The organism is Streptomyces sp. NPDC048643 (genome assembly GCF_040650615.1).
Taxonomy (GTDB): Bacteria; Actinomycetota; Actinomycetes; order Streptomycetales; family Streptomycetaceae; genus Streptomyces.
Map to the genome: position 1 here is coordinate 123,155 of NZ_JBEZHO010000011.1, position 24,958 is coordinate 148,112.

The 24,958-nt window shown below is 71.6% G+C and carries 20 protein-coding genes and 1 pseudogene; 10 read left to right on the top strand and 11 right to left on the bottom strand.

The genetic code is table 11. The annotated features are described in order from the left end of the window. The gene (locus AB0C62_RS14030; protein ID WP_362972740.1) at positions 1-1,056 is read left to right on the top strand and encodes a hydroxyacid dehydrogenase; all 1,056 of its coding nucleotides are present in this window, start codon (positions 1-3) and stop codon (positions 1,054-1,056) included. A 179-nt stretch (positions 1,057-1,235) separates the two neighbouring features. Further along, positions 1,236-2,072: pseudogene (locus tag AB0C62_RS14035) on the top strand (alkaline phosphatase family protein); the annotation flags it as partial. Between the two features lie 152 nt (positions 2,073-2,224). Here AB0C62_RS14035 and AB0C62_RS14040 read toward each other — a convergent pair. After that, a complete protein-coding gene (locus tag AB0C62_RS14040; protein ID WP_362972742.1) occupies positions 2,225-4,687 on the bottom strand; it encodes a polysaccharide lyase 8 family protein in 2,463 nt (820 codons plus the stop codon). Positions 4,688-4,856: 169 nt separating this feature from the next. On the opposite strand from AB0C62_RS14040, the gene AB0C62_RS14045 reads away from it, so the two are divergent. Further along, positions 4,857-5,519 carry a peptidoglycan-binding domain-containing protein gene (locus AB0C62_RS14045; RefSeq protein WP_362972744.1) on the top strand — a complete coding sequence of 221 codons (663 nt, stop codon included), beginning with the start codon at positions 4,857-4,859 and terminating at the stop codon, positions 5,517-5,519. Positions 5,520-5,547: 28 nt separating this feature from the next. Here the strand turns inward: AB0C62_RS14045 and AB0C62_RS14050 are convergent, their stop codons facing one another. Further along, positions 5,548-6,246, bottom strand: a complete 699-nt coding sequence (locus AB0C62_RS14050; RefSeq protein WP_362972746.1) for a nucleoside/nucleotide kinase family protein — start codon at positions 6,244-6,246, stop codon at positions 5,548-5,550. A 103-nt stretch (positions 6,247-6,349) separates the two neighbouring features. Here AB0C62_RS14050 and AB0C62_RS14055 point away from each other — a divergent pair, with 103 nt between their 5' ends. The 3 genes from AB0C62_RS14055 to AB0C62_RS14065 all read left to right on the top strand — a co-directional run bounded on the left by AB0C62_RS14055 (position 6,350) and on the right by AB0C62_RS14065 (position 9,964). Continuing rightward, the gene (locus AB0C62_RS14055; protein ID WP_362972748.1) at positions 6,350-6,751 is read left to right on the top strand and encodes an SgcJ/EcaC family oxidoreductase; all 402 of its coding nucleotides are present in this window, start codon (positions 6,350-6,352) and stop codon (positions 6,749-6,751) included. A gap of 88 nt (positions 6,752-6,839) precedes the next feature. Continuing rightward, positions 6,840-7,580, top strand: a complete 741-nt coding sequence (locus AB0C62_RS14060) for a beta-phosphoglucomutase family hydrolase (RefSeq protein WP_362972750.1) — start codon at positions 6,840-6,842, stop codon at positions 7,578-7,580. Beyond that, complete coding sequence (locus AB0C62_RS14065; RefSeq protein WP_362972752.1) at positions 7,577-9,964, top strand: glycosyl hydrolase family 65 protein; 2,388 nt, start codon at positions 7,577-7,579, stop codon at positions 9,962-9,964. Before AB0C62_RS14060 ends, AB0C62_RS14065 begins: the two co-directional genes overlap by 4 nt. Here the strand turns inward: AB0C62_RS14065 and AB0C62_RS14070 are convergent. The 5 genes from AB0C62_RS14070 to AB0C62_RS14090 all read right to left on the bottom strand — a co-directional run bounded on the left by AB0C62_RS14070 (position 9,951) and on the right by AB0C62_RS14090 (position 14,994). Beyond that, positions 9,951-11,216: a serine hydrolase domain-containing protein gene (locus tag AB0C62_RS14070; RefSeq protein WP_362972754.1), complete on the bottom strand. Its 1,266-nt coding sequence runs from the start codon at positions 11,214-11,216 to the stop codon at positions 9,951-9,953. The two genes, AB0C62_RS14065 and AB0C62_RS14070, sit on opposite strands and share 14 nt — an antisense overlap. 248 nt (positions 11,217-11,464) lie before the next feature. Then, positions 11,465-12,877 carry a CAP domain-containing protein gene (locus AB0C62_RS14075; RefSeq protein ID WP_362972756.1) on the bottom strand — a complete coding sequence of 471 codons (1,413 nt, stop codon included), beginning with the start codon at positions 12,875-12,877 and terminating at the stop codon, positions 11,465-11,467. Positions 12,878-12,946: 69 nt separating this feature from the next. After that, on the bottom strand, positions 12,947-13,264 hold the full coding sequence (locus AB0C62_RS14080) for a YkvA family protein (RefSeq protein WP_362972758.1): 318 nt from the start codon (positions 13,262-13,264) through the stop codon (positions 12,947-12,949). A 114-nt stretch (positions 13,265-13,378) separates the two neighbouring features. Next, positions 13,379-13,762: a hypothetical protein gene (locus AB0C62_RS14085; protein ID WP_081220728.1), complete on the bottom strand. Its 384-nt coding sequence runs from the start codon at positions 13,760-13,762 to the stop codon at positions 13,379-13,381. Between the two features lie 308 nt (positions 13,763-14,070). Further along, positions 14,071-14,994 carry a MurR/RpiR family transcriptional regulator gene (locus AB0C62_RS14090; RefSeq protein ID WP_362972760.1) on the bottom strand — a complete coding sequence of 308 codons (924 nt, stop codon included), beginning with the start codon at positions 14,992-14,994 and terminating at the stop codon, positions 14,071-14,073. A gap of 235 nt (positions 14,995-15,229) precedes the next feature. On the opposite strand from AB0C62_RS14090, the gene AB0C62_RS14095 reads away from it, so the two are divergent. From AB0C62_RS14095 to AB0C62_RS14105, 3 genes are all read left to right on the top strand, one after another. Then, on the top strand, positions 15,230-15,388 hold the full coding sequence (locus tag AB0C62_RS14095) for a hypothetical protein (protein ID WP_362972762.1): 159 nt from the start codon (positions 15,230-15,232) through the stop codon (positions 15,386-15,388). Next, positions 15,385-16,218, top strand: coding sequence for a DUF1206 domain-containing protein (locus AB0C62_RS14100; RefSeq protein WP_362972764.1), 834 nt, complete (start codon positions 15,385-15,387; stop codon positions 16,216-16,218). Before AB0C62_RS14095 ends, AB0C62_RS14100 begins: the two co-directional genes overlap by 4 nt. 258 nt (positions 16,219-16,476) lie before the next feature. Beyond that, a complete protein-coding gene (locus AB0C62_RS14105) occupies positions 16,477-17,622 on the top strand; it encodes a glycoside hydrolase family 88 protein (RefSeq protein WP_362972766.1) in 1,146 nt (381 codons plus the stop codon). A gap of 64 nt (positions 17,623-17,686) precedes the next feature. On the opposite strand, the gene AB0C62_RS14110 is transcribed toward AB0C62_RS14105, so the two are convergent. Genes AB0C62_RS14110 through AB0C62_RS14120 form a run of 3 tightly spaced genes read right to left on the bottom strand, consistent with a single transcriptional unit; the run spans position 17,687 to position 22,665 of the window. Continuing rightward, complete coding sequence (locus AB0C62_RS14110) at positions 17,687-18,979, bottom strand: ThuA domain-containing protein (RefSeq protein ID WP_362972768.1); 1,293 nt, start codon at positions 18,977-18,979, stop codon at positions 17,687-17,689. Between the two features lie 22 nt (positions 18,980-19,001). Beyond that, complete coding sequence (locus AB0C62_RS14115; protein ID WP_362972770.1) at positions 19,002-21,251, bottom strand: RICIN domain-containing protein; 2,250 nt, start codon at positions 21,249-21,251, stop codon at positions 19,002-19,004. Between the two features lie 37 nt (positions 21,252-21,288). After that, positions 21,289-22,665: an RICIN domain-containing protein gene (locus AB0C62_RS14120; protein ID WP_362972772.1), complete on the bottom strand. Its 1,377-nt coding sequence runs from the start codon at positions 22,663-22,665 to the stop codon at positions 21,289-21,291. A gap of 430 nt (positions 22,666-23,095) precedes the next feature. Here AB0C62_RS14120 and AB0C62_RS14125 point away from each other — a divergent pair, with 430 nt between their 5' ends. Further along, a complete protein-coding gene (locus AB0C62_RS14125) occupies positions 23,096-24,079 on the top strand; it encodes an aldo/keto reductase (protein WP_362972774.1) in 984 nt (327 codons plus the stop codon). Between the two features lie 28 nt (positions 24,080-24,107). Here AB0C62_RS14125 and AB0C62_RS14130 read toward each other — a convergent pair whose 3' ends face one another. After that, the gene (locus tag AB0C62_RS14130) at positions 24,108-24,794 is read right to left on the bottom strand and encodes a DUF2238 domain-containing protein (RefSeq protein WP_362972776.1); all 687 of its coding nucleotides are present in this window, start codon (positions 24,792-24,794) and stop codon (positions 24,108-24,110) included. Positions 24,795-24,958: the final 164 nt, after the last annotated feature.

Here is a 24,958-nt window from a genome sequence, read left to right on the forward strand (position 1 = left end):
ATGCTCGCACCGGAAGGCGCCCTCCCGAACAGCTCGGACCGGCCCGCCGCGGCCCGCAGTCCGCGGACCGCTCTCGCCATGGGACGCGAGATCCACCGCTCCCTGCTCGCCGAGGGCGCACTGGACCGCCTGGCCCGGATCGCCACCCTCGACGCAACCGCCCCCATCACCGACTTCGACGCCGCCGGCGCCACCGAACTGGCCGCCGTCGAGGTTCTGTTCACCCACTGGGGCGCACCGCTCCTGACCGACGACGTACTCGCCCGCATGCCGCGCCTGCGCGCCGTCGTCCACGCCGCCGGCTCCGTCAAGCACCACGTCACCGAGTCGGTCTGGAAGCAGGGCATCACCGTGTCCTCCGCCGCCGACGCGAACGCGGTGCCGGTCGCCGAGTTCACGCTGGCCGCCATCCTGTTCGCGAACAAACGCGTCCTCGACATAGCCCGCGACTACGCGGCCGCCCGCGAACAGCCAGCGTTGCTGCCGTACTTCACCGGCTACGGCAACCACCGCCGCACGGTCGGCATCGTCGGCGCCTCCCGCGTCGGTCGGCGCGTCATCGACCTGCTGCGCCCCTTCGACCTGAACGTCCTGCTGCACGACCCCTACGTGGGACCGGCCGACGCCCGGACCCTCGGTGTCGAGCCCGTCGAGCTGGACGAACTGGTCCGGCGCAGCCACGTCGTGAGCATCCACGCACCCCAACTCCCTGAGACTCGCCACATGTTCGACGCCCGGCGGCTCGGGCTGATGCGGGACGGTGCGACGCTCATCAACACCGCACGCGGCTCGCTCGTCGACACCGAGGCGCTCACCGAGTGCCTCGTCGCCGGACGCCTGCGCGCCGTCCTCGACGTGACGGAACCCGAGGTGCTGCCCGCCTCGTCCCCGCTCTACAGCCTGCCGAACGTGCTGCTCACCCCGCACATCGCGGGCTCCCTCGGCAACGAGCTGGGCCGCATGACCGACTGGGCCGTCGACGAGGTGCAGCGCTACGCCCAGGGGCTGCCGTTCGCGTACGGCGTCGGCCCCGACGAGCTGACCCGCTCGGCCTGAACGGCCCACCCCCACAGTCGACGTGCGCAGCCCCCGAGCCGCGGCGGACCGTCGCGGCGACTCCTTCGTCGACACCACCCACCCGGGTCGCCGCCCGGGTGGGTGGCCCGCTGCCCGGCGGTGCGCGCCGACCCGGCCCGACACCCCGCCCTCGACCGTCCACCCCGAAGGGACCGCCCATGCCCGTGCCCGCCCCCGCCGACCGCCGTGTCCTGGTCGTCGGCATCGACGGCGTCCGCCTGGACACGCTGCGCCGACTGTCCACGCCCCACCTGGACACCCTCGCCGCCGAGGGCTTCCTCGCGCCCGTCGAGGTCGACGACCGCACCCCCACCATGTCCGGCCCCTGCTGGGCGACCGTCGTCACCGGCGTCGGCGTCGACAAGCACGGGGTGTGGAGCAACGACTTCGGGGGCCACCGGCTCGACGTCTTCCCGGACTTCGCGACCCGGCTGGCCCAGCAGTACGGCCGGCGCACGTTCGTCGCGGCCGGCTGGCAGCCGCTCATGCAGGTGCGCGACGGAGGCCCGCTCTTCCGCGCCCCTTCCAGGAGCGTCTACGTCGCCCCGGCCGAGGACACCCCCGAGGCCTGGGAGCGCTGCGACGAACAGATCACCGCGGAGGCGGCGCGCGTCCTCGCCGACGCCGGCGACGACGTCGACGCGTCCTTCGTCTACCTGGGCGCACCCGACGAGACCGCGCACTACCTGGGCTGCGGGGAGCCGTACGAGGAGTCGGTGCGGCGGGCGGACGCCCGGGTGGGCCGGCTGCTGGACGCGGTGCGCGGCCGGCCGACGTACGACCGGGAGCACTGGACGGTCCTCGTCGTGACCGACCACGGCCATGTCGACGCCGGCGGCCACGGCGGCCGTTCGGCGCAGGAGCGCACCGCCTGGGTGATCGCCGCGGGCCCGGACATCGGCGCGGCGCCCGCGACCGTGCGCCACGTCGACGTCGCCGCCCAGGTGTTCGCCTCGCTGGGCCGCGACGCCGACCGGCACTGGACCCTCGACGGCCGGCCGTTCACGGCTGTCGGGACATCGGCGCTCCGGGCGTCACAGGGGACGACCGGAGCCCCGGACGCGCGGCCCTCGGTGGTTCTCGCGCCCTGAGGGAGCGTTTGAGGGAACCCCGGGCCCGCCGTGCGCGGGGCCGGGGCTCCTCGCGCTCAGCCCAGCCTGACGGTGATCTTCTGGGTGACGCCCGTGGTCGCGCCGAGGTCGCCGAAGGTGAGCGTGAGCGCGGAACCGGTCGTCGCCGAGGTGACGGTCAAGGGCTTCGACGTCACCGAGGCCACCGCCCTGTTCCAGGTGAGGGTGAGGCCGGTCTGCGCGCGCATCGGGTCGCTGACGCAGACGACCGCGGTGCCGTCGCCCTTCTCGCTGATCATCACCGAACACGGCTTGCTCGCCGTGAGGGTGCCCACCGTGCCCGCGAACCAGAAGTTCACCCCGGTGAAGCCCAGTGAGGGGACGCTGACGCCCTGCTGGTCGTCGGTGTTGGCGAGCACGGTCAGCCAGGTCGTGGCCGCCGCCCTGGCCTGCGTCTGGGCGACGGACGCACCCGGCATGAGCACGTAGGCGTACGTGGCGGCCGTGGGCGCGGTGCCGTGATCCACGTACAGGGTCAGGTACTTGCGGTTCACGACGGTCGTGGAGCTGGTCCTGTTGATGTCGCTCCACCTGCCGTCCCGGGCCTCGCGCAGCGCCTTGACGGTCGCGCCACCGGGGAAGACGTAGCCGCCGTGGCCGGCGATGTGGGCCCACGAGGTGCCGGACAGCGTCGCCGACCAGGGGTAGGTGGCCGGCTTGACCGTGCCGTTGACGGTGAACGCGGAACTGCCGGTGGGCCCGAGGTTGCGGTTCTCGACCGTCGACTCCACCGCCGCACCGTCCGTGCAGGAGATGCCCGCGCCCAGGCAGACGATCGCGTCGTCGAGACAGAACCACGACTTCTTCGCCAGCAGCGTGCTCTGAAGTCCTTTCAGGTACTGGCCGATCGCGGCCCGCTGTCCGTCCGTCGCGCCGCCGACCCAGTTCACGTCCGGCAGGGACGCGCCCCAGTCCCCGCCGGCCCCGTCGGCGAGCGCCTTGCGGGAGGCGGTGACACCGGGCAGCCGGTACGGGTCGACGGTGGGCCAGAAGGCGTCGCTGTACTGGCCGTTGGCGTAGGTGTCGCCCCACCAGTAGAGCATTCCGGAACCGGTGTGCCAGCCGCGCAGGTTCTCGCCGTTGCCCGTCTCGTAGTAGGTGATCCGACGGTCCGCCATGCTGATCGACGCGGCCCAGCCGGGGCGCCGGTGGGTGGCCCGGGCCATGTTGGTGAACAGCCGGTGCCCGGTCGGCTCGGCGATCGCCGACACCGAGGTGTCGTCCAAAACGCCCTTGAGCCGGGCCAGACCTGTCAGGCCGAGGGAGGGGTTGCTCAGGGGCGGGCTGTAGTAGTCGCGCTGCATCCAGCCCTTGACCAGACCGCGCCAGCGCGCGTTCTCCGTGCTGCTCGCGCCCTGCCCGAGCAGCACGATCGAGGCGAGGATCGGGTGGCCGCGCAGGTGGTCGTCCTGCTGGACGTGCTGCGCGTCCGATGCGGACACCCCGCGGCTGATGGCCCGGCCGGACACGCCGTCCATCACCAGGCCGTTGTAGAGGAAGGGCGCCCACGCCTTCTCCACGGCGTCGAACACGATCTGCCGGCCCGCGTCGGTGACCGCCCACGTGGAGCCGGCCAGCAGAGCGAACAGCATCCCGAGTCCGCCGAGCATCACCGAACCGTACGACCCGGTGTAGGGGACGGTGGTGTGCTGGATGAACGAACCGTCCGTGTACAGCCCGTCCCCCGAAGCCACGTACGGGAACACGGGGGAGAGGGCGTCCCGGGCCAGCGCGATCTTCGCGGCGTTCGCGCCGACGACCCCGCGCAGGGCCAGCACCCGGCACAGGTCGACCCGGTTGGCGCCGGTGCTCGTCCCCGTGTACGCGGCGACCGCGGAGTCCGGCACGAAGTGGTCCACCGCGGCGAGGTACCCGCTGATCCGCGTGGCCGACAACTGGTCGTACATCAGCACGCACACGTCGAGCAGCGCCTGCGGTGCGCCGATCTGCCAGCTGTACCAGTTGCCGTAGCGGACCTGGGTGGCGTTGTAGACGTCGTCGTGGAGGTGGTCGAGGCCGGTGAGGATCGCGTCGCGCACGGCGCTGTCGCCGGTCAGCCCGGTGCCCTGCTGGGAGTAGGCCTGCGCGAGCGTGGCGAGCCGGGTGTAGCTGGTGTTCAGGTTGCCGGAGAAACCGTAGGACTCCTGGTCGGTGTCGGGGTCCGGGTCGGCGTAGACGAGGTCGGGCCAGAGCGAGCCGGTGGCCGGCGCCATCGTGGACCGCAGTCCGCTCGCGGTGGTGCCGAGGTCGGCGAGCCGGCTCTTGAACGGTTCGGCGGTCGGGCTGAACCCCTCGCCCAGGATCAGGGTGCGCCACTTGGCACGCAGCGTCGCGAACTCGTCCGCGGCCTCGGCCGTCGCGAGGGAACCCGCTCTCGCGGAGGGAGCGGCGGGTGCGGCGGCGGCGCTGTGCGCCCCGAGCGCGAGAGCGGTGCCGCTGCTTGCGGCGAGAAAACCACGGCGTGACCAACGAGTCGTCATGACGGCGGTTTCTAGCACGCCTACGTTCAAACGCTCAACAACCCTTACCGAATTGACCGTATCGATCGTTTCCCGGGATGCGTGCTTCCGGCGGCTGAACGCTTCGCGCCGCGCTCGCGTATCACTCCCCGCAGACGGCCCCAGACCACGCGCACGGAAGGGGAGCAGTGTGCCGACACCAGCCGAACGCGGGCGATCCACCGGCCGCTCCGCCATCGAACCCACCCACATCCAGCGCCGCCGCCGCACCGAGGCCCTTGCGGAACTGGTCCGGCAGGTGCGCGAGGACGACGAAGGACGGGACGCCGACGAGGGCTACGAGTCGGTGCCCCTGCCCGCGCGGCGCACGCTGCCGCCCTCCGAGGACGACGACACCGAGGAACTGGCAGCGGTCCCGGCGGCGCGGTCGCGGACGCGTGGCCGGATCCGACCCCGCACCGCCCTCGCGGTCGGTGTCACCGCGGCGGCCCTGACCGGGATCGCCCTCGCGCTCCTGCTGTCGGGCGTGTACGAGGACGACGCGTCCCGGGCCGGAGCCGGTGCCCGGTCCTCGACGGCACCCGCCGGCCGCGCGGCCTCCGACGCGGCGGACCCGGACGGCGCGGGGACACTCCGGCAGGGCGACAGCGGCCCGGAGGTGTCGGCACTCCAGCAACGCCTGCTCCGGATCCCGAACGTGTACGACCACGGCAGCACCGACGGGACCTTCGACGCCCCGCTCGCCGACGCGGTGGCCCGCTTCCAGCTCTGGTACGGCATCCGCGGCGACGAGTCCGGCGTCTACGGCGACGACACGCGGGCCGACCTGGAGTCCCGGACGACGCTGCGGTGAACGCCGTCCCGTGCGGGCTGCGTGTCCGTCACCGGGTGACGCCGCTTTCCCCCTCCGCCCGCGAGCGCGGCTCGTCCGCCGCGCGCGACCATGCCAGGGCCGCGGTGTCCACGATCAGGTCGGCGCGGTCCCGTGTCGCGGCGATCAGTTCGGCGTTGCGCTGATCGGGGCCGAGCACCCACGCCACCGCCGTCTCGTGGTCCTTGCCGAACTCCTCGTGGCGCGCCACCAGTCGCCGGACGCGCTCGGCGTCCTCCAGCTCGCAGAACCACACCTCGTCGAGCTGCTCGCGCGCCCGCGCCCAGGCCCTGTCCCGGAGCAGCAGGTAGTTTCCCTCGGTGACGATCAGCCGGGCGGACCGGGGGACCGGAACGGCACCGGCCAGGGGCTGCTCGAGGACGCGCTCGAAACCCGGCGCGTACACCAGGTCCTCCTCCTCGTCCGCGCGCAGCCGGCGCAGCAGCGCCGCGTACCCGGCCGCGTCGAAGGTGTCCGGGGCGCCCTTGCGGTCCCGCCGGCCGAGCCGGTCCAGCTCGGCGTCCGCGAGATGGAACCCGTCCATCGGCACGTGGGCGACCCCGAAGGCCCCCGTCGCGTCGAGCCGCCGTACCAGCCGCTCCGCGAGCGTCGACTTGCCCGAGCCGGGACCGCCCGCGATGCCGAGGAGGGCGCGCCGACCGGGCCGCACCAGCGAGGCGGCCCGCTCCACCAGGTCGTCGAAGGTCATGCGCGCCCCGACAGGGGCCGGAGGGAGGCGATGTCCATGCCCTCCAGTATCGGCCTCGGGGGACACGGGGGAAGTCCCGTGCCGAACGGGGCAGGGATGCACCATGAACCAGGACGAACAGCAGATCCGCGCCCTCGTCGAACGCTGGGCCGCCGCCGTCCACGAGGGCGACCTCGACGGCGTCCTCGCCGACCACACGCCGGACATCGTGATGTACGACGTGCCGCCGCCCCACGAAGGCGTCCGTGGCCTCGACGCGTACCGGGAGACCTGGCCGCCGTTCTTCGCCTGGCAGGCCCAGGGGGCGTCGTTCACCGTCGAGTCCCTCGACATCGTCGCCGGCGACGAGGTGGCGTACGCGTACGCCCTGCTGCGCTGCGGCACACCGGAGGAGTTCGCGGAGAAGCCCGACATGAGGCTGCGCCTGACCGTCGGACTCCGTAAGGAGCAGGGGCGTTGGAGCGTCGCCCACGAGCACCACTCGTTCCCGGACGACACTCCGTGACGGCCGTCGCGGAGTGTCGCGAAGCCGACAGCGAGTCGTGTGGCGCTCGACACCCGCTGGACCCGGAAACCGGGGGAACACTGTGGGTATGACTGAGCTCGGCCTGCCGAAACAGATCCTGGCGTGCCTCTTCGACCTCGACGGCGTCATCACCAAGACCGCCGTGGTCCACGCGGCCGCCTGGAAGCGGACGTTCGACGACTTCCTGCGGGACCGCGACGGAGCGGACTTCCGGCCCTTCGACAAGGACCACGACTACGCGGAATACGTGGACGGGCTGCAGCGCGCCGACGGCGTGCGCACCTTCCTCTCCTCACGTGGCATCGAGATCCCCGAGGGCACCCCGGACGACCCGCCGGACCGCGTCACCGTCCACGGGCTGGGCAACCGAAAGAACGACCTGCTGCTCGACATGATCCGCACCGACGGGGTCGAGGCCTACGACGGCACGCTCCGCTACATCGAGGCCGTCCGGGCGCGGGGTCTGCGCACCGCGGTCGTCTCCTCCAGCGCCAACTGCCAGGACATCCTGCGCTCGGTGGGCGCCGAGGACCTGTTCGACGTACGGATCGACGGTGTCGTCGCCGCCGAACGACGACTGCCGGGCAAGCCACGCCCGGACACGTTCCTGGCCGCCGCCCACGACCTCGGCGCCGACCCCTCCGCGGCCGCCGTCTTCGAGGACGCGCTGGCCGGCATGGACGCCGGCCGCTCGGGCCACTTCGGGTACGTCGTCGGTGTCGACCGGGTCGGCCAAGGCGACGCACTGCGCGACCACGGCGCCGACATCGTCGTACGGGACCTGTCCGAGCTGCCGGAGGAGGCGTGATCACGCACACGTCGTACGGCGTCGAGCCCTGGACGCTGCGCGAGAGCGACCTGCACCTGCGGCTGCTGCCGCAGAGCGAGTCCGTGTTCGCCCTCGCCAACGGCCACGTCGGCTGGCGCGGCAACCTCGACGAGGGCGAACCCCACGGCCTGCCCGGGTCCTACCTCAACGGCGTCCACGAAGTGCATCCGCTGCCCTACGCGGAGGCGGGATACGGCTATCCGGAGTCCGGGCAGACCGTCATCAACGTCACCAACGGCAAGCTGATCCGGCTGCTCGTGGACGACGAGCCGTTCGACCTGCGGTACGGGCAGCTGCGCTCCCACGAGCGCGTGCTCGACCTGCGCAGCGGTCTGCTCACCCGGACCTGCGAGTGGACGTCGCCGGCCGGTTCCACGGTCCGGGTGCGCTCCACCCGGCTCGTGTCCTTCACCCAGCGGGCGATCGCCGCCGTCGCCTACGAGGTGGAGCCCCTCGACAGCCGCACCCGAGTGGTGGTGCAGTCCGAACTGGTGGCCAACGAGCAGTTGCCCGGCCGCTCCGGGGACCCGCGCGCCGCGATCGCGCTGGAGTCGCCGCTGGAGGCCGAGGAGCACTTCGCGACGGGCCGCAGGCTGCGGCTCGTGCACCGCACCCGGCACAGCGCCCTGCGTGTCGCCGCGGCGGCCGACCACGCGGTCAAGGGGCCCGACCGGACCACCATGACCAGCGAGAGCAGCGACGACCTCGCCCGCCTCACGGTCACCTCCGTCCTCGAACCGGGCCAGACCCTGCGCGTCGAGAAACTCGTCGCCCACGGCTGGTCGGGCAACCGCTCCCTGCCCGCCGTGAGCGACCAGGTCGACGCCGCGCTCGCCGCCGCCCAGCACGACGGATGGCAGGGACTCGTCGACGAACAGCGCGCCTACCTGGACGACTTCTGGGCGCGCGCCGACGTCGAGGTGGACGGCGACGAGGAGATCCAGCAGGCCGTCCGCTTCGCGCTCTTCCACGTCCTGCAGGCGGGCGCCCGCGCCGAACGGCGCGCCATCCCCGCGAAGGGCCTGACCGGCTCCGGGTACGACGGCCACGCCTTCTGGGACACCGAGACGTTCGTACTGCCGCTGCTCACCTACACCTCGCCCGACGCCGTCGCCGAGGCACTGCGCTGGCGCCAGAGCACCCTGTCCGCCGCACGCGAGCGGGCCGCCCAACTCGGCCTGCGGGGAGCCGCGTTCCCCTGGCGGACCATAGCGGGCCCGGAGGGCTCCGCGTACTGGCCGGCCGGCACCGCCGCGTTCCACGTGAACGCCGACATCGCCGACGCCGTCGTCCGCTACACCGCCACCACCGGTGACACGCACTTCGAACGCGACACCGGCGTCGAGCTGCTGACCGAGACGGCACGGCTGTGGCGTTCGCTCGGCCACCACGACCACCAGGGCCGGTTCCACATCGACGGGGTGACGGGCCCCGACGAGTACAGCGCCGTCGCGAACGACAACACGTACACGAACCTGATGGCCCGCGCGAACCTCCTCGCCGCGGCGGACGTCGTCGAGCGGCACCCGCGACGCGCCGCCGAACTCGGCGTCGACGAGGAGGAGAGCGCCGCCTGGCGCGACGCCGCCGACGCGATGCACGTGCCGTACAACGACGAACTCGGCGTCCACGAGCAGAATGCGGGTTTCACCCGCTACCAGCGCTGGGACTTCGCCGCCACGCGGCCCGACCAGTACCCGCTCATGCTGCACTTCCCGTACTTCGACATCTACCGCAAGCAGGTCGTCAAGCAGGCCGACCTGGTGCTCGCCATGTACAAGTGCAGCCCGTTCTTCGACGACGAGCACAAGGTCCGCAACTTCGCTTACTACGAGCCCCTCACCGTCCGGGACTCCTCCCTGTCCGCCTGCTGCCAGGCGGTGATGGCCGCCGAGACGGGTCATCCGGGGCTCGCCTACGACTACCTGGTCGAGGCCGCGCTGATGGATCTGGAGGACCTGGAGCACAACACCCGCGACGGGCTGCACATCGCCTCGCTCGCCGGCACCTGGATGGCGCTCGTCGCCGGGTTCGGCGGGCTGCGGCACCACGGCGACACCCTGGAGTTCGCGCCCCGGCTGCCCGAGCGGTTCAGCCGCCTCGCGTTCTCCCTTGAACTCCTCGGCCGCCGGCTGCGCGTGGAGATCCACCAGGACGTCGCCACCTACACGCTCGCGAGCGGGGAACCCCTGGAGATCCACCACTACCGGGAGCCGTTCACCGTCGACGCCGACAAGCCCCACAGCCTGCCCATCCCGGCGCAACGGACGCGCCCCGCCCCGGACCAGCCCGCCCACCGGCGGCCGAACAGCCAGGGACAGGACGAGACCGGGGAGGACTCCGGCGCGCTCAGTCGCGGGTGATGTCGGGCGCGATGTCCTCGTGCCGCTCCAGGGGCGCCGTGTCGGGCGTGACGGCCCGCGTGGCGCCGCGGAGCGCGGACGTGGCGGCGGCCTTGCCGCAGAACGCCGGTTCCAGGGTGCGGTACATGGTGTTGAGCACCTTGGTGTTGTTGGAGGTGTTGGCGAGCGCGGTGAGGCTGCGCTTGCCGTCCTTCGTGGTAAACGCGTACGAGTAGTAGCCCTGCACGGTGCCGGTGTGGCCGTACACGGAGATCCCGCACGACAGGTCACGACGGCGCAGCCCGAGTCCGTAGGCCGTGTTGCTGTTGACCTGCGTCCACTTCTTCATCTGCGTCAGCTGGGCGGCGGACATGAGCTTGCCGCGCGCCAGGGCGGAGAGGAACACGTCCAGGTCGTGCGGGGTGGAGATGATCGCGCCCGCGCTCTGCGCCCAGGAGGCGGTCTGCCGGGTGGAGTCGACCAACGTCCCGCCGGCCGCGTCGGGCGTGAGATAGCCGTTGGCGTGGCGGCCCGGGATCGTGGCGTCGGGATGGACGTAGACGGTGTCGGCGAGGCCCAGCGGAGTGAAGATCCGCTTCTTGTACTCGGCGGCGACACCGTGCCCGGTGAGCTTCTCGATCAGCAGGCCGGCGACGACGAAGTTGGTGTTCGAGTACGAGTAGGCGGCGCCGGGCGCGTTCGTGCGCGCCTTCTTGAGGGACAGCTTCACCAGGTCCCGGTAGCTGAACACCTTGGTGCGGACGGCCTCGAAGCCGGGGACGGTCCGCGCGAACAGGTCGTTCGTGTAGTCGTACAGACCGCTGCGGTGGCTCAGGACGTGCCGCACGGTGATGCGGTTGTCGGGCAGCAGCCCCGGCAGGTAGCTGTTGACCGACGTGTCGAGCTTCAGCTTGCCCTCGTCGACCAGCTGGAGGAGGACGACGGCGGAGAAGGTCTTGGTGATGCTGCCGACGCGGAAGCGGTCGTTCGTGCTGATGGTCCGCCGGGTGGCCCGGTCGGCCACTCCCTCGACCAGTCGGTGCACCGTGCCGTTGTCGTCGATTCTCGCCATCGCTCCGGGGGCGCCCTGCGTGCGGGCCGTGCGCAGAATGGCGCGCAGCCCCGCGTCGTCGGGCGCCACCGCGGCCGCCGTGACCGGCCGGGCGCCCGCGCCGTCCGTGTCCGCCGGTGTCACGGCCTGGGCCGGGACCGCCAGCAGGGACACCAGAACCGCGCCCAACGCCGCGCCCGTACCCACCGTTCCTGAGACCATCTGATTCTTCTCCCCTGTGCCGTCTGCCGGTTCGCCGCGCCGGCCCGGACCGCGCCGCGGATGCGGGCGTCGTCACCATCTGTACGCGCTGAAGCCGCGCGGGGGTCGCATTGCCCGCCGGTGAACCGGAATCGGTGGACGGGAATCGGTGGATTGGCGGAAAGCAGCCGGTCGGGGCGCGGGTGACGGACGGCCTACGCGAGGTGTCCTGGTGGTCGCCACGCGCGCCCGACCGGGCTGACTGTGGGTCAGCCGCCGAAGAGCTGCGTCCAGTACGTCCCGGCCCGCCCGCCGCCGGCGAGCCCGACGCCTATGTGGGTGAAGTCGCGCTTGAGGATGTTGGCGCGATGGCCGGGGCTGTTCATCCAGCCGAGGACCACCTCGGCGGGGGAGCGCTGACCGCAGGCGATGTTCTCCCCTATGGTGCGGCGGTTCGAGCCCGCGGCGGCGGCACGGTCCCAGGGCTGACGGCCCTCCGGAGAGGTGTGGGCGTAGAAGTCGCGGGCCACCATGTCGGTGCTGTGGCCCTGGGCGGCGGCGGTGAGCGGGGTGTCGGGGAAGAGCGGCGGCAGGCCGTGGGCGGTGCGCTCGGTATTGGTGAGCGCGATGACCTCGCGGGCCGTGCGCTCCAGGCCCGCGGGGCTGAACGGCCGTGCCCACAGAGCGGTCCAGTACAGGTCGCCCGAGCGGGCGTCGGCGACATGGGCCAGGCCGGCCTCCTCGAACCCGGGGTCGCACAGGGTGCTCCGGGACCGCTCCGAGGACAGGCAGTACTCCACGAACTCGCGCGGGGTGCGCGGGCCGGAGACCAGGTGCTCGCCGATGGTCAGGTAGGCGTATCCGGACGAGACGACGCGCTGGTAGACGGAGACGCCGTCCGGGCTCTCCGCGCTGAGCAGGTCGCCGGCCGCCATGCCGGTGGCGTGGGCCCGCGCCGCCGACATGAGCCGGGCGTCGAGGACGACGGGCGGCGAACCGGCCGCCGCCCGCGCCGAGTTCGCGGTCTCCAGGAAGCCTTGAGTGCCGGTGCCGTCGCCGCCGGGCGTCCGGCCGAAACCGGCGCCCGCCCCGATCGGCCCGAGGTCCAGGAGCGTGGGGGTCCGGCCGACCGGCGCCGCCCCCCGTCCTGCGGCCGGTCCGGTGGCCGGCGAAGTGCTCGTCGGCACGGCGGGGGGAACGGCGTCCTCGGTCACCTCGATGCCGAAGTCCCGTGCGACACCGGCCAGTCCGTCCGCGTACCCCTGGCCGAGGGCGCGGAGCTTCCACGCCGTGCCGCGGCGGTACAGCTCGGCGAGGAGGAGCACCGTCTCCGCCTGGGGCCGGGGCGGGGTGAAGCGGGCGACCGTGCGGCCGTCCGACGCGCTGACCAGCAGGGCGGGGGAAGGCAGACGTCCGAGGGGCGTCCCGGGGTCGGCGGGGCTGACGACGACCGTGACGCGGTCCGCTCCCGGCCGCAGCCGCGCCGGGTCCACCGTGAGCCGGTCGCCGTCGAGCCGGACACCGGGCGCCGACGTCTGGTTGTAGAACACGAAGTCCCCGTCGCCGCGCACCTGGCCGTCGGTGTCCGTGACGAGCGCGGACACGTCGAAGGGGCCCGGCACCCGGAGTGTCAGGGCACCGCCCGGCAGGGGGGTGTTGCCCCCGGGAACCAGCTCGCTCATGGCACCGCCCGTCGGTCGGGTGATCCGCGCCGCACGCCCGGAGGACGCGCGGCACGGGCCGTCAGACGCTCAACGGACCGCCCGATCCTTGGGGTTCCCGCGCTCGGCGAGAGGGTCCACGGGCGCGGCGGCCGACCGCATCGAGCGCAGGGCGAGCAGCATGACGCCGATGTCGTCCAGGTAGACGGGGTCGGGCACGAGGTCGGTCGGCAGCACCAGATAGAGGACGGCGCCCCAGAACACCCACTTGGATCCCGTGGGCAGTCCGGCCCGCCGCAGATCGCGTCGGGTGCGTATGAGGCGGCCCAGCAGGACCAATGCCACGCCGAGCAGGGCGGCCGCGAGGACCGCGACGATGATGACCACGGTCCATGAGGTCGTATCCATGCGTCCGTCCAGGGCTCTCGTCGGGATGTGACTGCCTTCCGTGTGCCCGCTCGCGCCCCGGCTATCGCACCCGGTTCGGCCATCCGCACGACGCTCCCCGCTTCCGCCGAGGGCTCAGTGCCGCGGGTGGGGGTGGTCCACCAGGGCCTGCGACACCGTGCGGATGCTCCGGGCGATGTGCTGGAGCTGCATCAGCTCGGCTGCGTACAGCTTGATGGTGTGCTCGATGACGCCCTCGTGCAGGCCGAGGCCGGGCAGCTCGGACCGGGCGGTCTGCAGGGCGGTGCGCGCGACCCGTATCTCCTGCTGCACCTGGAGCTGTGCGTGGCGGGCGAGCAGCACGGGGTGCTTGTGCAGGACGGGATAGCTCGCGTAGCGGCTCGGCACCAGCTCGCGCAGCCATTTCACCGCCGATCGCTCCCAGTCGAAACTGCCGGGTGTCTTGACCTGGCACGGCCAGTCCGAGGTGATCGGTGAATACGTCAGGGCCATGTTCATCGCTTCCGGGTTACGTCGGCGGGGGACTCTGGGGCGGCCCCGGCATAGGGGATGACCGGGGCCGCCACCACGGGTCTCGCCGAGGCGAGTCCCGCTCGATCACCCGGGACCCGTTGCGGGTAGGAGCGGACGGCCCCGGGTGGTCAGGGTCGTGACCTGGAGGCCTCCGGGTCGCGATCCGCAAGAAGTATTTATATATACCGCCGGATGTGCAAGGACATGAAAACATTCATGCGCGCTTTGATCCGGTTGATCCCGTGATGCCGTGGTGACAGCCGGTACGGGAAGGGCGGCCAGGGCCGACGCGGTCAGTCCTTCAGGAAGAACTGGTGCTGCTCGGCGACCTGCTCGTACTCCTCCAGGCGCCCCTGGGTCCGCTCCGGATCCGCGTCGGTCATGGCCTGTAGCAGGGCCGCCGACAGCACCACGGGCGCCGCGTAGGAGTCGAAGACGAGCCGGGAGCCGGTCCCGGTGGCGAAGGTGACGTCCGCCTCGTCGGCCAACGGCCCGAGTCCCAGGTCGGTGATCAGCGCCACCTGGAGGCCCGCGCTGCGGGCGACCCGCATGGCGGTGAGCGTCTCGTGCGCGTGCCGGGGCATCCCGAAGGCCAGCACCCAGGTGCCGCCGGCCTCCCGCGACTGGAGCAGCGCGTCGTAGGCGACCGAGCCGCCGCGCGTCACCACCCGGACGTCCGGGTGGATACGGCGGGCGGCGTACGTGAAGTACTCGGCGAGCGAGACCGAGATCCGCAGCCCGAGGACCGTCAGCGGGGTCGACTCCGACAGGGCCCGGCCGACGCGGATCACCTCGTCGGGGTCGGCGAAGTCCCGCCGCAGGTTCTCCAGGTTCTCGATCTCGGCGTCCACCGCGGCCTGCAGTTCGTTGCTCGTGACCTCGGACGGAGTGCCCGGCGTGCTGCCCAGGGTGCTCAGTGCGATCGCCTGGAGCCGCTCCCGTAGCGCGGGGTAACCGCTGAAGCCCACCGCCGCCGCGAAACGGGTCACCGACGGCTGGCTCACACCCACCCGCTCGGCGAGATCGGTGATCGAGAGGAACGCCGCCTCGGTGATGTGCTCGATCAGGTACTGGGCGATCCTGCGCTGGCCGGGGGAGAGTCGGGGACCGTCGAACAGCTCCCTGAGCTGGGACGTGGGAGCCGCGCCCGCCTCGGGTGCCGTCCGGCCCGAGGTGATCGCGGATGCCTGTGCGCGTGCCTGCTGCGGCGATGGCACCGGTGCGCCTCCTTCGTCTCCCACGAGACCTCAACATAGCTCACGGACCGTGTTGACCTGGGCGGGTGGCGGGGCGAGCGAGGCCTGCGCCGCCCCTCGGCGGGCCGTCGCGAGCGGCCCACCGGATCGCGCGGGCCACGCCCGTCCCCGCGCCGACGCGGACCGGACGGTTCGGCGCCGTAATGATCCCGGACGGAAAACGGCGTCTGCCGGGGAACTTTCGGGGCAACCGACGATGGAGGCACGGGGAGGCCACCTCGCGACGCGATGTCAGCGGGAGGCCCCCGGTGCCGCCTTCGCCCCGCAGGAGTCGGGCGCGGCGACCGGTGACATGGAGGTTGTGATGATGGTGCTGCTGGACACGAGCGCGACGCACGAGGCGGTGTCCGCGTGAACGCCGGAGCGGTGGCCCGCGAGGGCGAGGTCGGCGCCCGCCGGGCGGCCACCGGAACGGCACGCGAAGGCGCGGCCCGGGCGGGACTGACCGCGCGCGGCGTGATCTACGCCCTGGTCGGTGTCCTCGCCCTGCGCATAGCCTTCGGCGGCAGCGGGCACCAGGCGGACCGCGGTGGCGCCCTGCAGGAGATCGCCTCCAAGCCCTTCGGTGCCGTCCTGTTGTGGGCACTTGGCATCGGAGTCGTCGGGATGGCGCTGTGGCGGCTGTCCGAGGCGGTCTTCGGCTCCGCCGGCGAGGACGGCGGCAAGCCGACCAAGCGCCTGATGGCGGCCGGACGGTGTGTCTTCTACGGGTTCGTCGCCTACTCCGTGCTCTCCTTCGCCGCCGGTTCGCGCGGCAGCGGAGCCGGTGACAAGAAGTCCCGTGACGTCACGGCCAAGGCGCTCGGCCTCCCCGGCGGCCAGTGGATCGTCGGCGCCGTGGGCGTGGGACTCGTCGCGGCCGGCGTGTGGATCGCCGTACGGGCCATCATGCGCAAGTACCACAAGCACCTGAAGCTCGGCGAGATGTCGAAGAGGGTCCGCCAGGTCGTCGACGTGACGGGTGTCGGAGGCGGAACCGCGCGGGGCGCCGTGTTCGCCGCGGCGGGTGTGTTCGCCGTGCGGGCCGCCGTCGAGTACGAGCCCGACAAGGCCAAGGGGATGGACGACACGCTCCGTTCCTTCGCGGGTACCCCGATGGGTCCGTGGCTGCTGGCGCTCGTCGCCGTGGGCCTGATCCTGTTCGGTGTGTTCTCCTTCGCGATGGCGCGGTGGCGCAAGGTGTGACGCGACGCGGTGGCCTCGGGCCGCCACCTCGCGGCGGCGATACGGGCGGTGACCCCAGGAGGGGCACCGCCCGCCGTGCTGGAGCCTCCGTCCGCGCCGGACGTCCGCACCGACCGTACGGACGAACGCGATTTCCGGACGCGAAGCGCGTGCTCGTCTCTGAACGGGAGCCACTTCGCGACAAGTTGACGCCTGGTCATGGACAGTCGCAGTGACGGGAGTTGAGGATGGGAGTCCCCATCCGTAGGAGTTGTTCACATGGACAGACGACGCCTGCTCTCCGGCGCGGCCGCTCTCACGGCCTCCGCGGCCCTCCTCCCCACCCTCTCCGGCACCGCTCAGGCCTCCCCACGGGCCGCGGCACCGACCCTGCCGTCACGGGCCGCGATCACCGCCGTCCTGCGCCGCGTGGCCGACCAGTGGACCGGCGCCCACACGGACCCCGGCGACAACGGCTGGGCCAACGCCACCTTCTTCAGCGGACTGCTCGCCCTCCAGGGGCTGACGGGCAGCTCCCGCTACCTGACCTACGCCCGGAACTGGGCGGAGAAGCACGCGTACGGCCTCAGCGGCGGCGTGACCACACGCCATGCCGACAACCACTGCGCGGGGCAGGCCTACCTCGACCTCTACGAGCGCGAGCCCGAGGAACGCAAACTCGCCGCGATCGAGACGTCGTTGCACCGGATGGTCTACGAGGACCAGCCGGACAAGAACGACGACTGGTGGTGGGACGACGCCCTCCACATGGCCATGCCGCCCTTCGCCCGCATCGGCGCCCTGCGCGCGGACCCGCGATACCGGCAGAAGCTCTACTCCCTCTACGACCACACCAAGCGGGCCGAGGGCGGCCCCGGTCTGTACGACGCCACGAGCGGCCTCTGGTATCGCGACAAACGCTTCCTGCCCGGCGGCATCGTCTCGCCCTCGGGCAAGCCCGTCGTCTGGTCCCGCGGAAACGGCTGGGTGGCCGGCGGCCACGTGAAGACGCTCAAGGCGCTGCCCTCCACCGAGGCCCACACCGCCGAGTACCGCGACACGCTCACCCGCCTGGTGCGGGCCGTCGCCGGGGTGCAGCGCGCGGACGGCTTCTGGAACGTCAACCTCGCCGACCCGGCCCACCTGCCCGGCCCCGAGACCAGCGGCACGTCCTTCTTCCTGTACGGCACCGCGTACGCGGTCGCCGCCGGGCTGGTCGACCGCACGGTCCATCTCCCGGTCGCCGCCCGCGCCTGGAACGGCCTCGTGGCCACCGCCGTGCACCCCGACGGCTTCCTCGGCTACGTGCAGAGCGTCGGTGACCGCCCGGAGTCCAGCCAGCCCGTCACGTACGACAGCACCGCGGACTTCGGCGTCGGCGCCTTCCTGCTCGCCGGCACCGAACTGGCCCGGCTGGCACGCTGACCGACGACGCACGGGTACCCCCGCCGCGCGCACGCGACGGGGGCACCCGGGTGACCGGGCCCGGTCAGGGCTGCGCGGTGAGCGCGAAACTCTGCGCCGCCGAGCCGTCACAGGCCCGCTGGGTGAGCTGCACACTGTTCGCCGCCGAACCCGCGGCGGTCAGACACCTGCCGCTGTGCCGGGCGGTGAAGTGATAGCGCCCGCCGCTCTCCTGCACCGGCTGCCACTGCTGGTTCTGGCCGCCCGACCAACTCCACAGCTGGAGCGCCGCGTTGTCGGCCGTGGACCGGTCGGTCACGTCGACGACCTGCTGCGGATTCGGACGGATCGTGATCCGCGTGTAGCCGCTGTCCGTCGAGCGGAACTGGAACTGCTGCGCCTGCGTGCCGTTGCAGGCGTACTGCTGGATCGCGGTCCCGTTGGCCGTGGCGGCCGCCCGGGCGTCCACGCAGGTGCCGTTGCCCGCGTTGGCCAGGGAGTACCAGCTGGTCTCGGAGATCGGATCGGCCGGCGGCACCGACCCGCCCGCTCCGCCGAGCCACTTCAGCCCGTCCAGCAGGAACCGGTTCTGGGTCGCGCTCGCGAAGGTCGACGACAGGGTGGTGTTCGTCGCGTAGTCCATCGCGTTGTGGCCGAAGTTCGCGTACAGCATCTTGTACTTCGTGTTGGTCCACAGGATCGGGTAGTAGCCGCTGTACCAGGTCTGGTTCGGGTCCGTGCCCAGCGGGAAGCTGCTGGGGTCGATCGAGGCGAGGATCCGGATGTCCGGGTTCTGCCGCAGGTCGTTGGACCAGCTGTACCACTCGCTGACCGACGAGGTGAACGTCGCTGGCAGGTTCACGGTGGAGGGATGGGTCCGGTCCTCCACCTTGAGGACGGCCGTGGTCGGCCCCCAGGTGTTGGAACGGAAGTCGCCGGTGCCGAGGAACTGGTTGTGGTACCAGGGCCAGCTCTGCGCGTCGGTGGTGAAGGCCGACACGTGGAAGCCCATCCAGGCGCCGCCCCCACGCATGTACTGCTCGAAACCGGTGCGTTGGGCCGCGGTCTGCGGCAGGTCGTCGAGGAACAGCACGACCTGGTAGGCGTTCACGCCCCCGTTGCCGAGCAGGTCCCAGTTGTTGCTGGCCGTGTAGGTGAAGCCGTTCGCCGCGGCCTGCTTCGGGAACCAGTCGTTGGCCTCGTGGACGAAGCTGATGTGGGCCGCGTCCCAGGTGCCGTTGTAGAGGGCGAGCACCTTGAAGGGCGCCGCCGTGGTGTTCGCGTGCGCGGCCGGCGGTGAGGCCAGGCCGAGCAGGGTCGCCAGCAGGACGAGGAATCCGAGGATCCCGCGTGCCGGACCGGATCTGCTGATGTGCATCGGACGGTCCTTCCCGGACGGGTCAGGGGTAGCTGACGAGGTTGGCGACGTTGGTCGAGGAGTTGGAGGGCCCGCCCCGGTCGTTGACCACGTGCCGGATGGTGCCGGTGCCGCCCAGCGAGACCGTCACCATGTCCTTGAAGCGCACGTTGGCGTTGTTCGGCGCCTCGATGGCGTGCTCGGCCGCGACGGACGAGTTGACGTTGAAGTAGCAGTAGCTGCCGAAGCCGTACACCTGATGGCTCGTCACGGACGGCGCGACCTTGTAGGCGGCGTAGCCCTGCGTCGAACCGTTCATCCAGGCCGCCTGGTTGGGCGGGTCGTACGGCATCTCGTTCTGGTAGAAGTACGTGCGCCCGCCGTTGCCGTTCCAGACGGTCTGGTACTTCTGGTAGTGCTCGACGAACAGGCCGTACATGGTCACGTCGTCGCCGTTCACGACGAGTCCGGTGTCGGCCGTGTTGCTGGTCCAGCCGACTCCGCTGCCGTGGTCCGCGCGCCACAGCCACAGGTGGTCGCCGATGACGTCGTCGCTGTTGATCGTCAGGCTGGTGGTGGCCTTCCCCACGCCCGCGCCGCCGATGCGGAAGAACACGTCGTGCAGTGAACTGGGGTCGGCGGCGTGGTCCGCGGCCGAACCGCTCGGCCCCATCTCCAGCAGTTGCGCGGAGTTGGTGGTGCCGGCGTCGATCAGCAGACCGGCGAGCTGGACGCCGTCCACGTCGGCGACCGTCATGGCGGTGATGCCGTTGTCGGGGATGAGGGTCGCGAGGCCGAGACCCAGCACCACGGTGTCGGGGCGGGTGACCTTGAGCGTCTGGTCGAGGTGGTAGACGCCCGGCGTCACCAGCAGGTTCTTGCCCTGCGCCAGTGCGTCGTTCAGCTGCGCGGCCGTCGCGCCCGGCTTCACGACGAAGAAGTCCGAGAGCGGCAGCGACGTACCGGCCGGCGTCCCCGAACCCCACGAGACACCGGTCGAGTTGGTGCGGACGGCGGGCACGAACACCTTCCAGGCGCCCGCGGCGTCGACGTACAGGAACGGCTTCTCGCGGGAGACGGGGGTCTGGTTCACCGTGGTGTACGGCGGGCTGGGGAAGCTGTTCGCGGGAGCGTTCTTCGCGCCGACGAACACCATGTTCCAGTTCGAGCCGGTCCAGTTGGACCACTCGGTGTTCCGCGACAGCCACTGCTGCTGCGAGCCGGAGTTGACCTGACCGTCGATCCTGGTGTCGGCCATGTAGCCGCCGCTGGACCAGCCGCCGTCGTCGAGGGCGAGGTTGCCCCGCAGGTGCATCCGCCGGTACGGCGCTGCCTGTGACACCGCCCACCGGTCGGAACCCGACGTCGGGGTCACCGACAGGTTCTCCGCCGAACGCCAGAAGTTCTGGGTCGCGTTGCCCTGGAACCAGTCCGCCTCGGCGTGCACCGCACCGCGGATCGTGACGTCGTCCGGGGACAGGCCGAGGCCCGCCACCTGGGTGTAGAACCCGACGTTCGCGTTGGCGTCGTACGTGCCGGGCTTGAAGAGGAAGGCCTTGCGCGCGGTGCCGAACTGGTTGGTCTGCTGCTGCGAGAACGCCGCGTCGAGGCTGCTCTGGATGGTGGCCGCCGGCGTCGACGGGTCGAAGACGGTGACGTTCGGGCCGAGGTCCGGTGTGCCGGGCGGCTGTTGGACGTCGACGGGGTTGACGGAGAAGGACTGCGCCGCCGAGCCGTTGCACGTGTACTGCTGGAGCTGCACGCTGTCGGCGGTCGACGCGCTCGGCACGTCGAGGCACTTGCCGCTGTTGCGGTTCACGAAGTGGTAGGCGCCGCCGGACTCCGCCACGGCCTGCCACTGCTGGTTGGTCCCGCTGCTGTACGTCCACAGCTGGACCGGGGCGGCGTCCGCCGCCGAGACGCCGGTGACGTCCCAGGCCTTGGTCGCGTCGGCGCGGTTGTCGACCCGGTAGTAGCCGCCCGAGGTGGCCGTGAGGCGCCACTGCTGCGCCTGGCTGCTGTTGCAGGCGTACTGCTGGACGGCCGTTCCGTCGGCCGTACCGGCGGCACGGGCGTCGACGCACTTGCCGCTGCCCGCGTTGACGACGGTGGCCCAGCCGGTCGGCAGGGCCGCGGCCGCGGTGGCCGCGCCGGTGGCGGCCACCGCGTCGCCCTGCGCCGCGACGGACAGACCCGACAGCGTCGTCGCCACGAGGGCGGTCACCGTGAGCAGTCTCGGTATCCGGTGCCGGCCGGACGTTCTTCTGTCTCTGGACAGGGTGGATCTGGACATGGGAGCACTCCTGCGCTGGTGGGGGGTGTGACGAAGATCAGCCGGTGTACTTCGCGAGGACGCGCGTGTAGTCCCAGTCCGACTGGCCCACGCCGGAGCAGCTGTCGGCGACCCCGCTCGTGCAGGGGCGGTCCCGGTTGACCGACCAGAAGGTCAGGCGTGCCAGATGGTGCTGCTGCGCGTAGCCGAGGATCGTCTGGAAGTCGGCGACGGTCACCGTCTCGTTCTGGTCGGTGATCCCGTTCATGGAGGAGATGCCCATGTCCCGGTACGCCTGGTCGTCGCTGTAGCCGTAGGCGTTCTTGAGCGCGGTCTTCAGGCCCTCGGCGGCCCGGGTGGTGAGCGTCCCCATGTTCTGGCCGGCGCCGCCGAAGTCGAACGGCATGATGGTCCAGCTGTCGATGCTCAGACCGGAGTTGGCGGCGCGGTTGATGAGGCTGGTGTCGGGGCCGCTCGTGCCGGTGCCGATGGTGACGTACACCTTCAGACCGGGGTTGTTCGCCTTCACCGTCTTGAGGGCGTCGACCGTGCGCTGCTGGACGGTCCCGTTGCTGTAGGCGTCGGCCTCGATGTCGATGTCGATGGCCTTGAGTCCGTAGGCGTTGATGACCTTCTGGTAGGCGGCGGCGAGTTCGCCCGCGCTGGAGCAGGAGCTCTCCAGCTTGTTGCCGCTGTAGCCGCCGAACGACGGGATGATGTCGCCGCCGTTCGCGCGGACGGTGTTGACCGTCTGCTGGTCGACACCGCCGGTCAGCGCGCGGCTGCCGTCCCACTGCGGATTGCAGTAGCCGTTGCTGAGCACGAAGGCCAGGGTGAACCACTTCACGCCGGTCGCGTTCATGACCGTCGCCGGGTTCGGGGGGCTGCCCCAGCCGTTGTACAGGTAGGGGGCGACGGCCATCGGCGCGCTCGGAGCCGTGCCGCCGCTGCCGGGCGCGGTCCACTTCTGGTTGGCGGCGCCCGTGCAGCTCCATATCTGGACGGGAGTCGCGTTGGCCGAGGTGTTGCCGGTGACGTCTGCGCACTTGTTCGACTGCGGATTGACGAGGTCGCGGGCGGCGGTGACCGTCCACTTCTGGTTCGCGCCGCCGCCGCAGTCCCACAGCTGGAGGCGCGCACCGTTGGCGGTGGAGTTGCCGGTGATGTCGAGGCACTTGCCGAGCGCGCGGACCGTGCCGTCCGAGCCGACCGTCCACTGCTGGGCGGCGGTGCCGTTGCAGTCGTAGAGCTGGACGGCGGTGCCGTTCGCCGAGCTGGCGGAGGCGACGTCGAGACACTTGCCGCCGAGCCCGGTGATCGTGCCGGTGGCGGCAGCGGCGGGGGTGGCGCTCAGGGCGCCGACGGAGAGCGTGAGTGCGGCGGTGGAGAGGATGACGCGGAGCGCGGTGGAGCGCGCGAGAGATGAATGGATCATCTGGGGGATTCACAGCCCTTCACAGACGGCTGATGGTGGGGGGTGTTCATGTCCATGAACAGCAACTGCATTCATGGAGTTGTGGTGATCGGTGAACCTAAAGGTCTGCACCAGGGGCGTCAAGAGATGAAACAAGGAACCGTTCGAAATTGAAGGAGTGCATGAGGAGTTGAAGGACCCAAAGGGGCGAGGTTCGGCCAACTCGACCCGGTTCAAAGGGTATTCATCCGACGAGCGCGGTGGGACCGTGGTCCGCGGTTCACTTCTTGAAGCGCGTCCGCGCCGGCGATCGCGTCGGGACGGACGCGCCGTCCGGCACCGGGTCGGCCGGCGGGACGCACGCGCCGCCGGCGGGCGACGGCGCCGCGGGCACGGGACGCGCGGAGCGGGGGCGTCCGGTACGGCCGGGAGGAAGTGTCAGACTGACGCCATGGACGAGCGCGAATTCCACAGGTCGGGTCAGCATGCGTCGGTCATCGGTCTCGGCACCTGGCAGCTGGGTGCCGACTGGGGCGAGGTGAGCGAGAAGGACGCCCTCACCGTTCTGGAGGCGGCGGCGGAGTCGGGGGTGACGTTCTTCGACACCGCCGACGTGTACGGCGACGGGCGCAGCGAGGAGACCATCGCGACGTTCCTCAGCGCGAGGCCGGACCTGCACGTCGAGGTCGCCACCAAGATGGGCCGCCGCGTCGACCAGGTCCCGGAGAACTACGTACTCGACAACTTCCGTGCCTGGAACGATCGTTCGCGGCGCAATCTCGGCGTCGACCGGATCGACCTGGTGCAGCTGCACTGCCCGCCGACCCCGGTGTACTCCTCGGACGCGGTGTACGACGCCCTCGACACCCTGGTCGAGGAGGAGCGGATCGCGGCGTACGGCGTGAGTGTCGAGACGTGCGCCGAGGCGCTGACCGCGATCGCCCGCCCGAACGTGGCGAGCGTGCAGATCATCCTCAACGCCTTCCGGATGAAGCCGCTGCGGGAGGTGCTGCCGGCCGCCAGGGAAGCGGGCGTCGGGATCATCGCCCGGGTTCCGCTCGCCTCCGGTCTGCTGTCCGGCAAGTACACCAAGGACACCGTGTTCTCGGCCGACGATCACCGGACGTACAACCGCCACGGCGAGGCCTTCGACCAGGGCGAGACCTTCTCCGGGGTCGACTTCGCCACGGGGGTGGAAGCGGCGGCCGAGTTCTCCGCGCTCGCCCCCGAGGGCTACACGCCGGCCCAGCTGGCGCTGCGCTGGATCGTGCAGCAGCCGGGGGTGACCACGGTGATCCCCGGCGCGCGCTCCCCCGAGCAGGCGCGGCTCAACGCGACGGCGGCGAAGCTCCCCGAGCTGTCGCGCGCGACGCTGGACGCCGTCGAGGAGCTGTACGAGCGACGGATCAAGGAGCAGGTCGAGGGCCGCTGGTAGCCGGCGGTTCCGTACCCGGCGGCGGACGTCAGGTCCTGGAGGGCCGCTCCGCCGCCGGGAGGGTGCCGAGCTGCCGGTCGTGCAGCCGGCTGAGCACCAGCACCGAGACGACCGCGCCGATCAGGGCGCAGAACATGTCCCACTGGGTGTCCCAGACGTCGCCCTGGGTCGCCAGGAAGTCGTCCGCCGCGTGTCCGCCGATCACCGCCGCCGCCCACTCGAACAGCTCGAACAGGGCGCTGAAGGCGAGACAGGCGCACACGGTCAGCGGCGCGAGCCACCGGCTGCCCCGCAGGGGTGACGTCCGGCTGAGCACCTCCCGTACCAGGACCGCCGGCACGAAGCCCTGCATGAGGTGCCCGAACCGGTCGTACGGATTGCGGTCGAGTCCGAGCCCGTCGCGCACCCAGTCGCCGAGCGGGACCTGCGCGTAGGTCCAGTGGCCGCCCGCCGCGAGCACCAGCGCGTGCGCCGCGAGCAGACAGCAGAGCAGGTTCGTCAGCGGGAAGCGGCGCCAGGTCAGCAGCGCCAGCGGCAGCCCGACGAGCACCCACACCGTCTCCAGCAGCCAGGTCGTCAGGTCGTGCGGACGCCAGGCGGAGGCGGCCATGCCCAGCACCACCACGCCGACGAGCACGGCGGGCAACGTGCGGCGTCGGTCCTGCTCGGGGGAGAGCGGGTGCCGGGAGGACGGGGCGAGCGCTGATCCGGGCATGAGCGGGCTCCTTGGGATGCAGGTGCCCCCATGGTCGGGGAGCGCCGGGGCGGGGACATGAGTACGGCTACTCACCGGCGCGCTGTGTACGCGGGGACGGCTTGCGCGGCGAGGACGCGCGCCATGACGAACGTGTTCGCGCCGAACTTGTTCGCAACGAACAT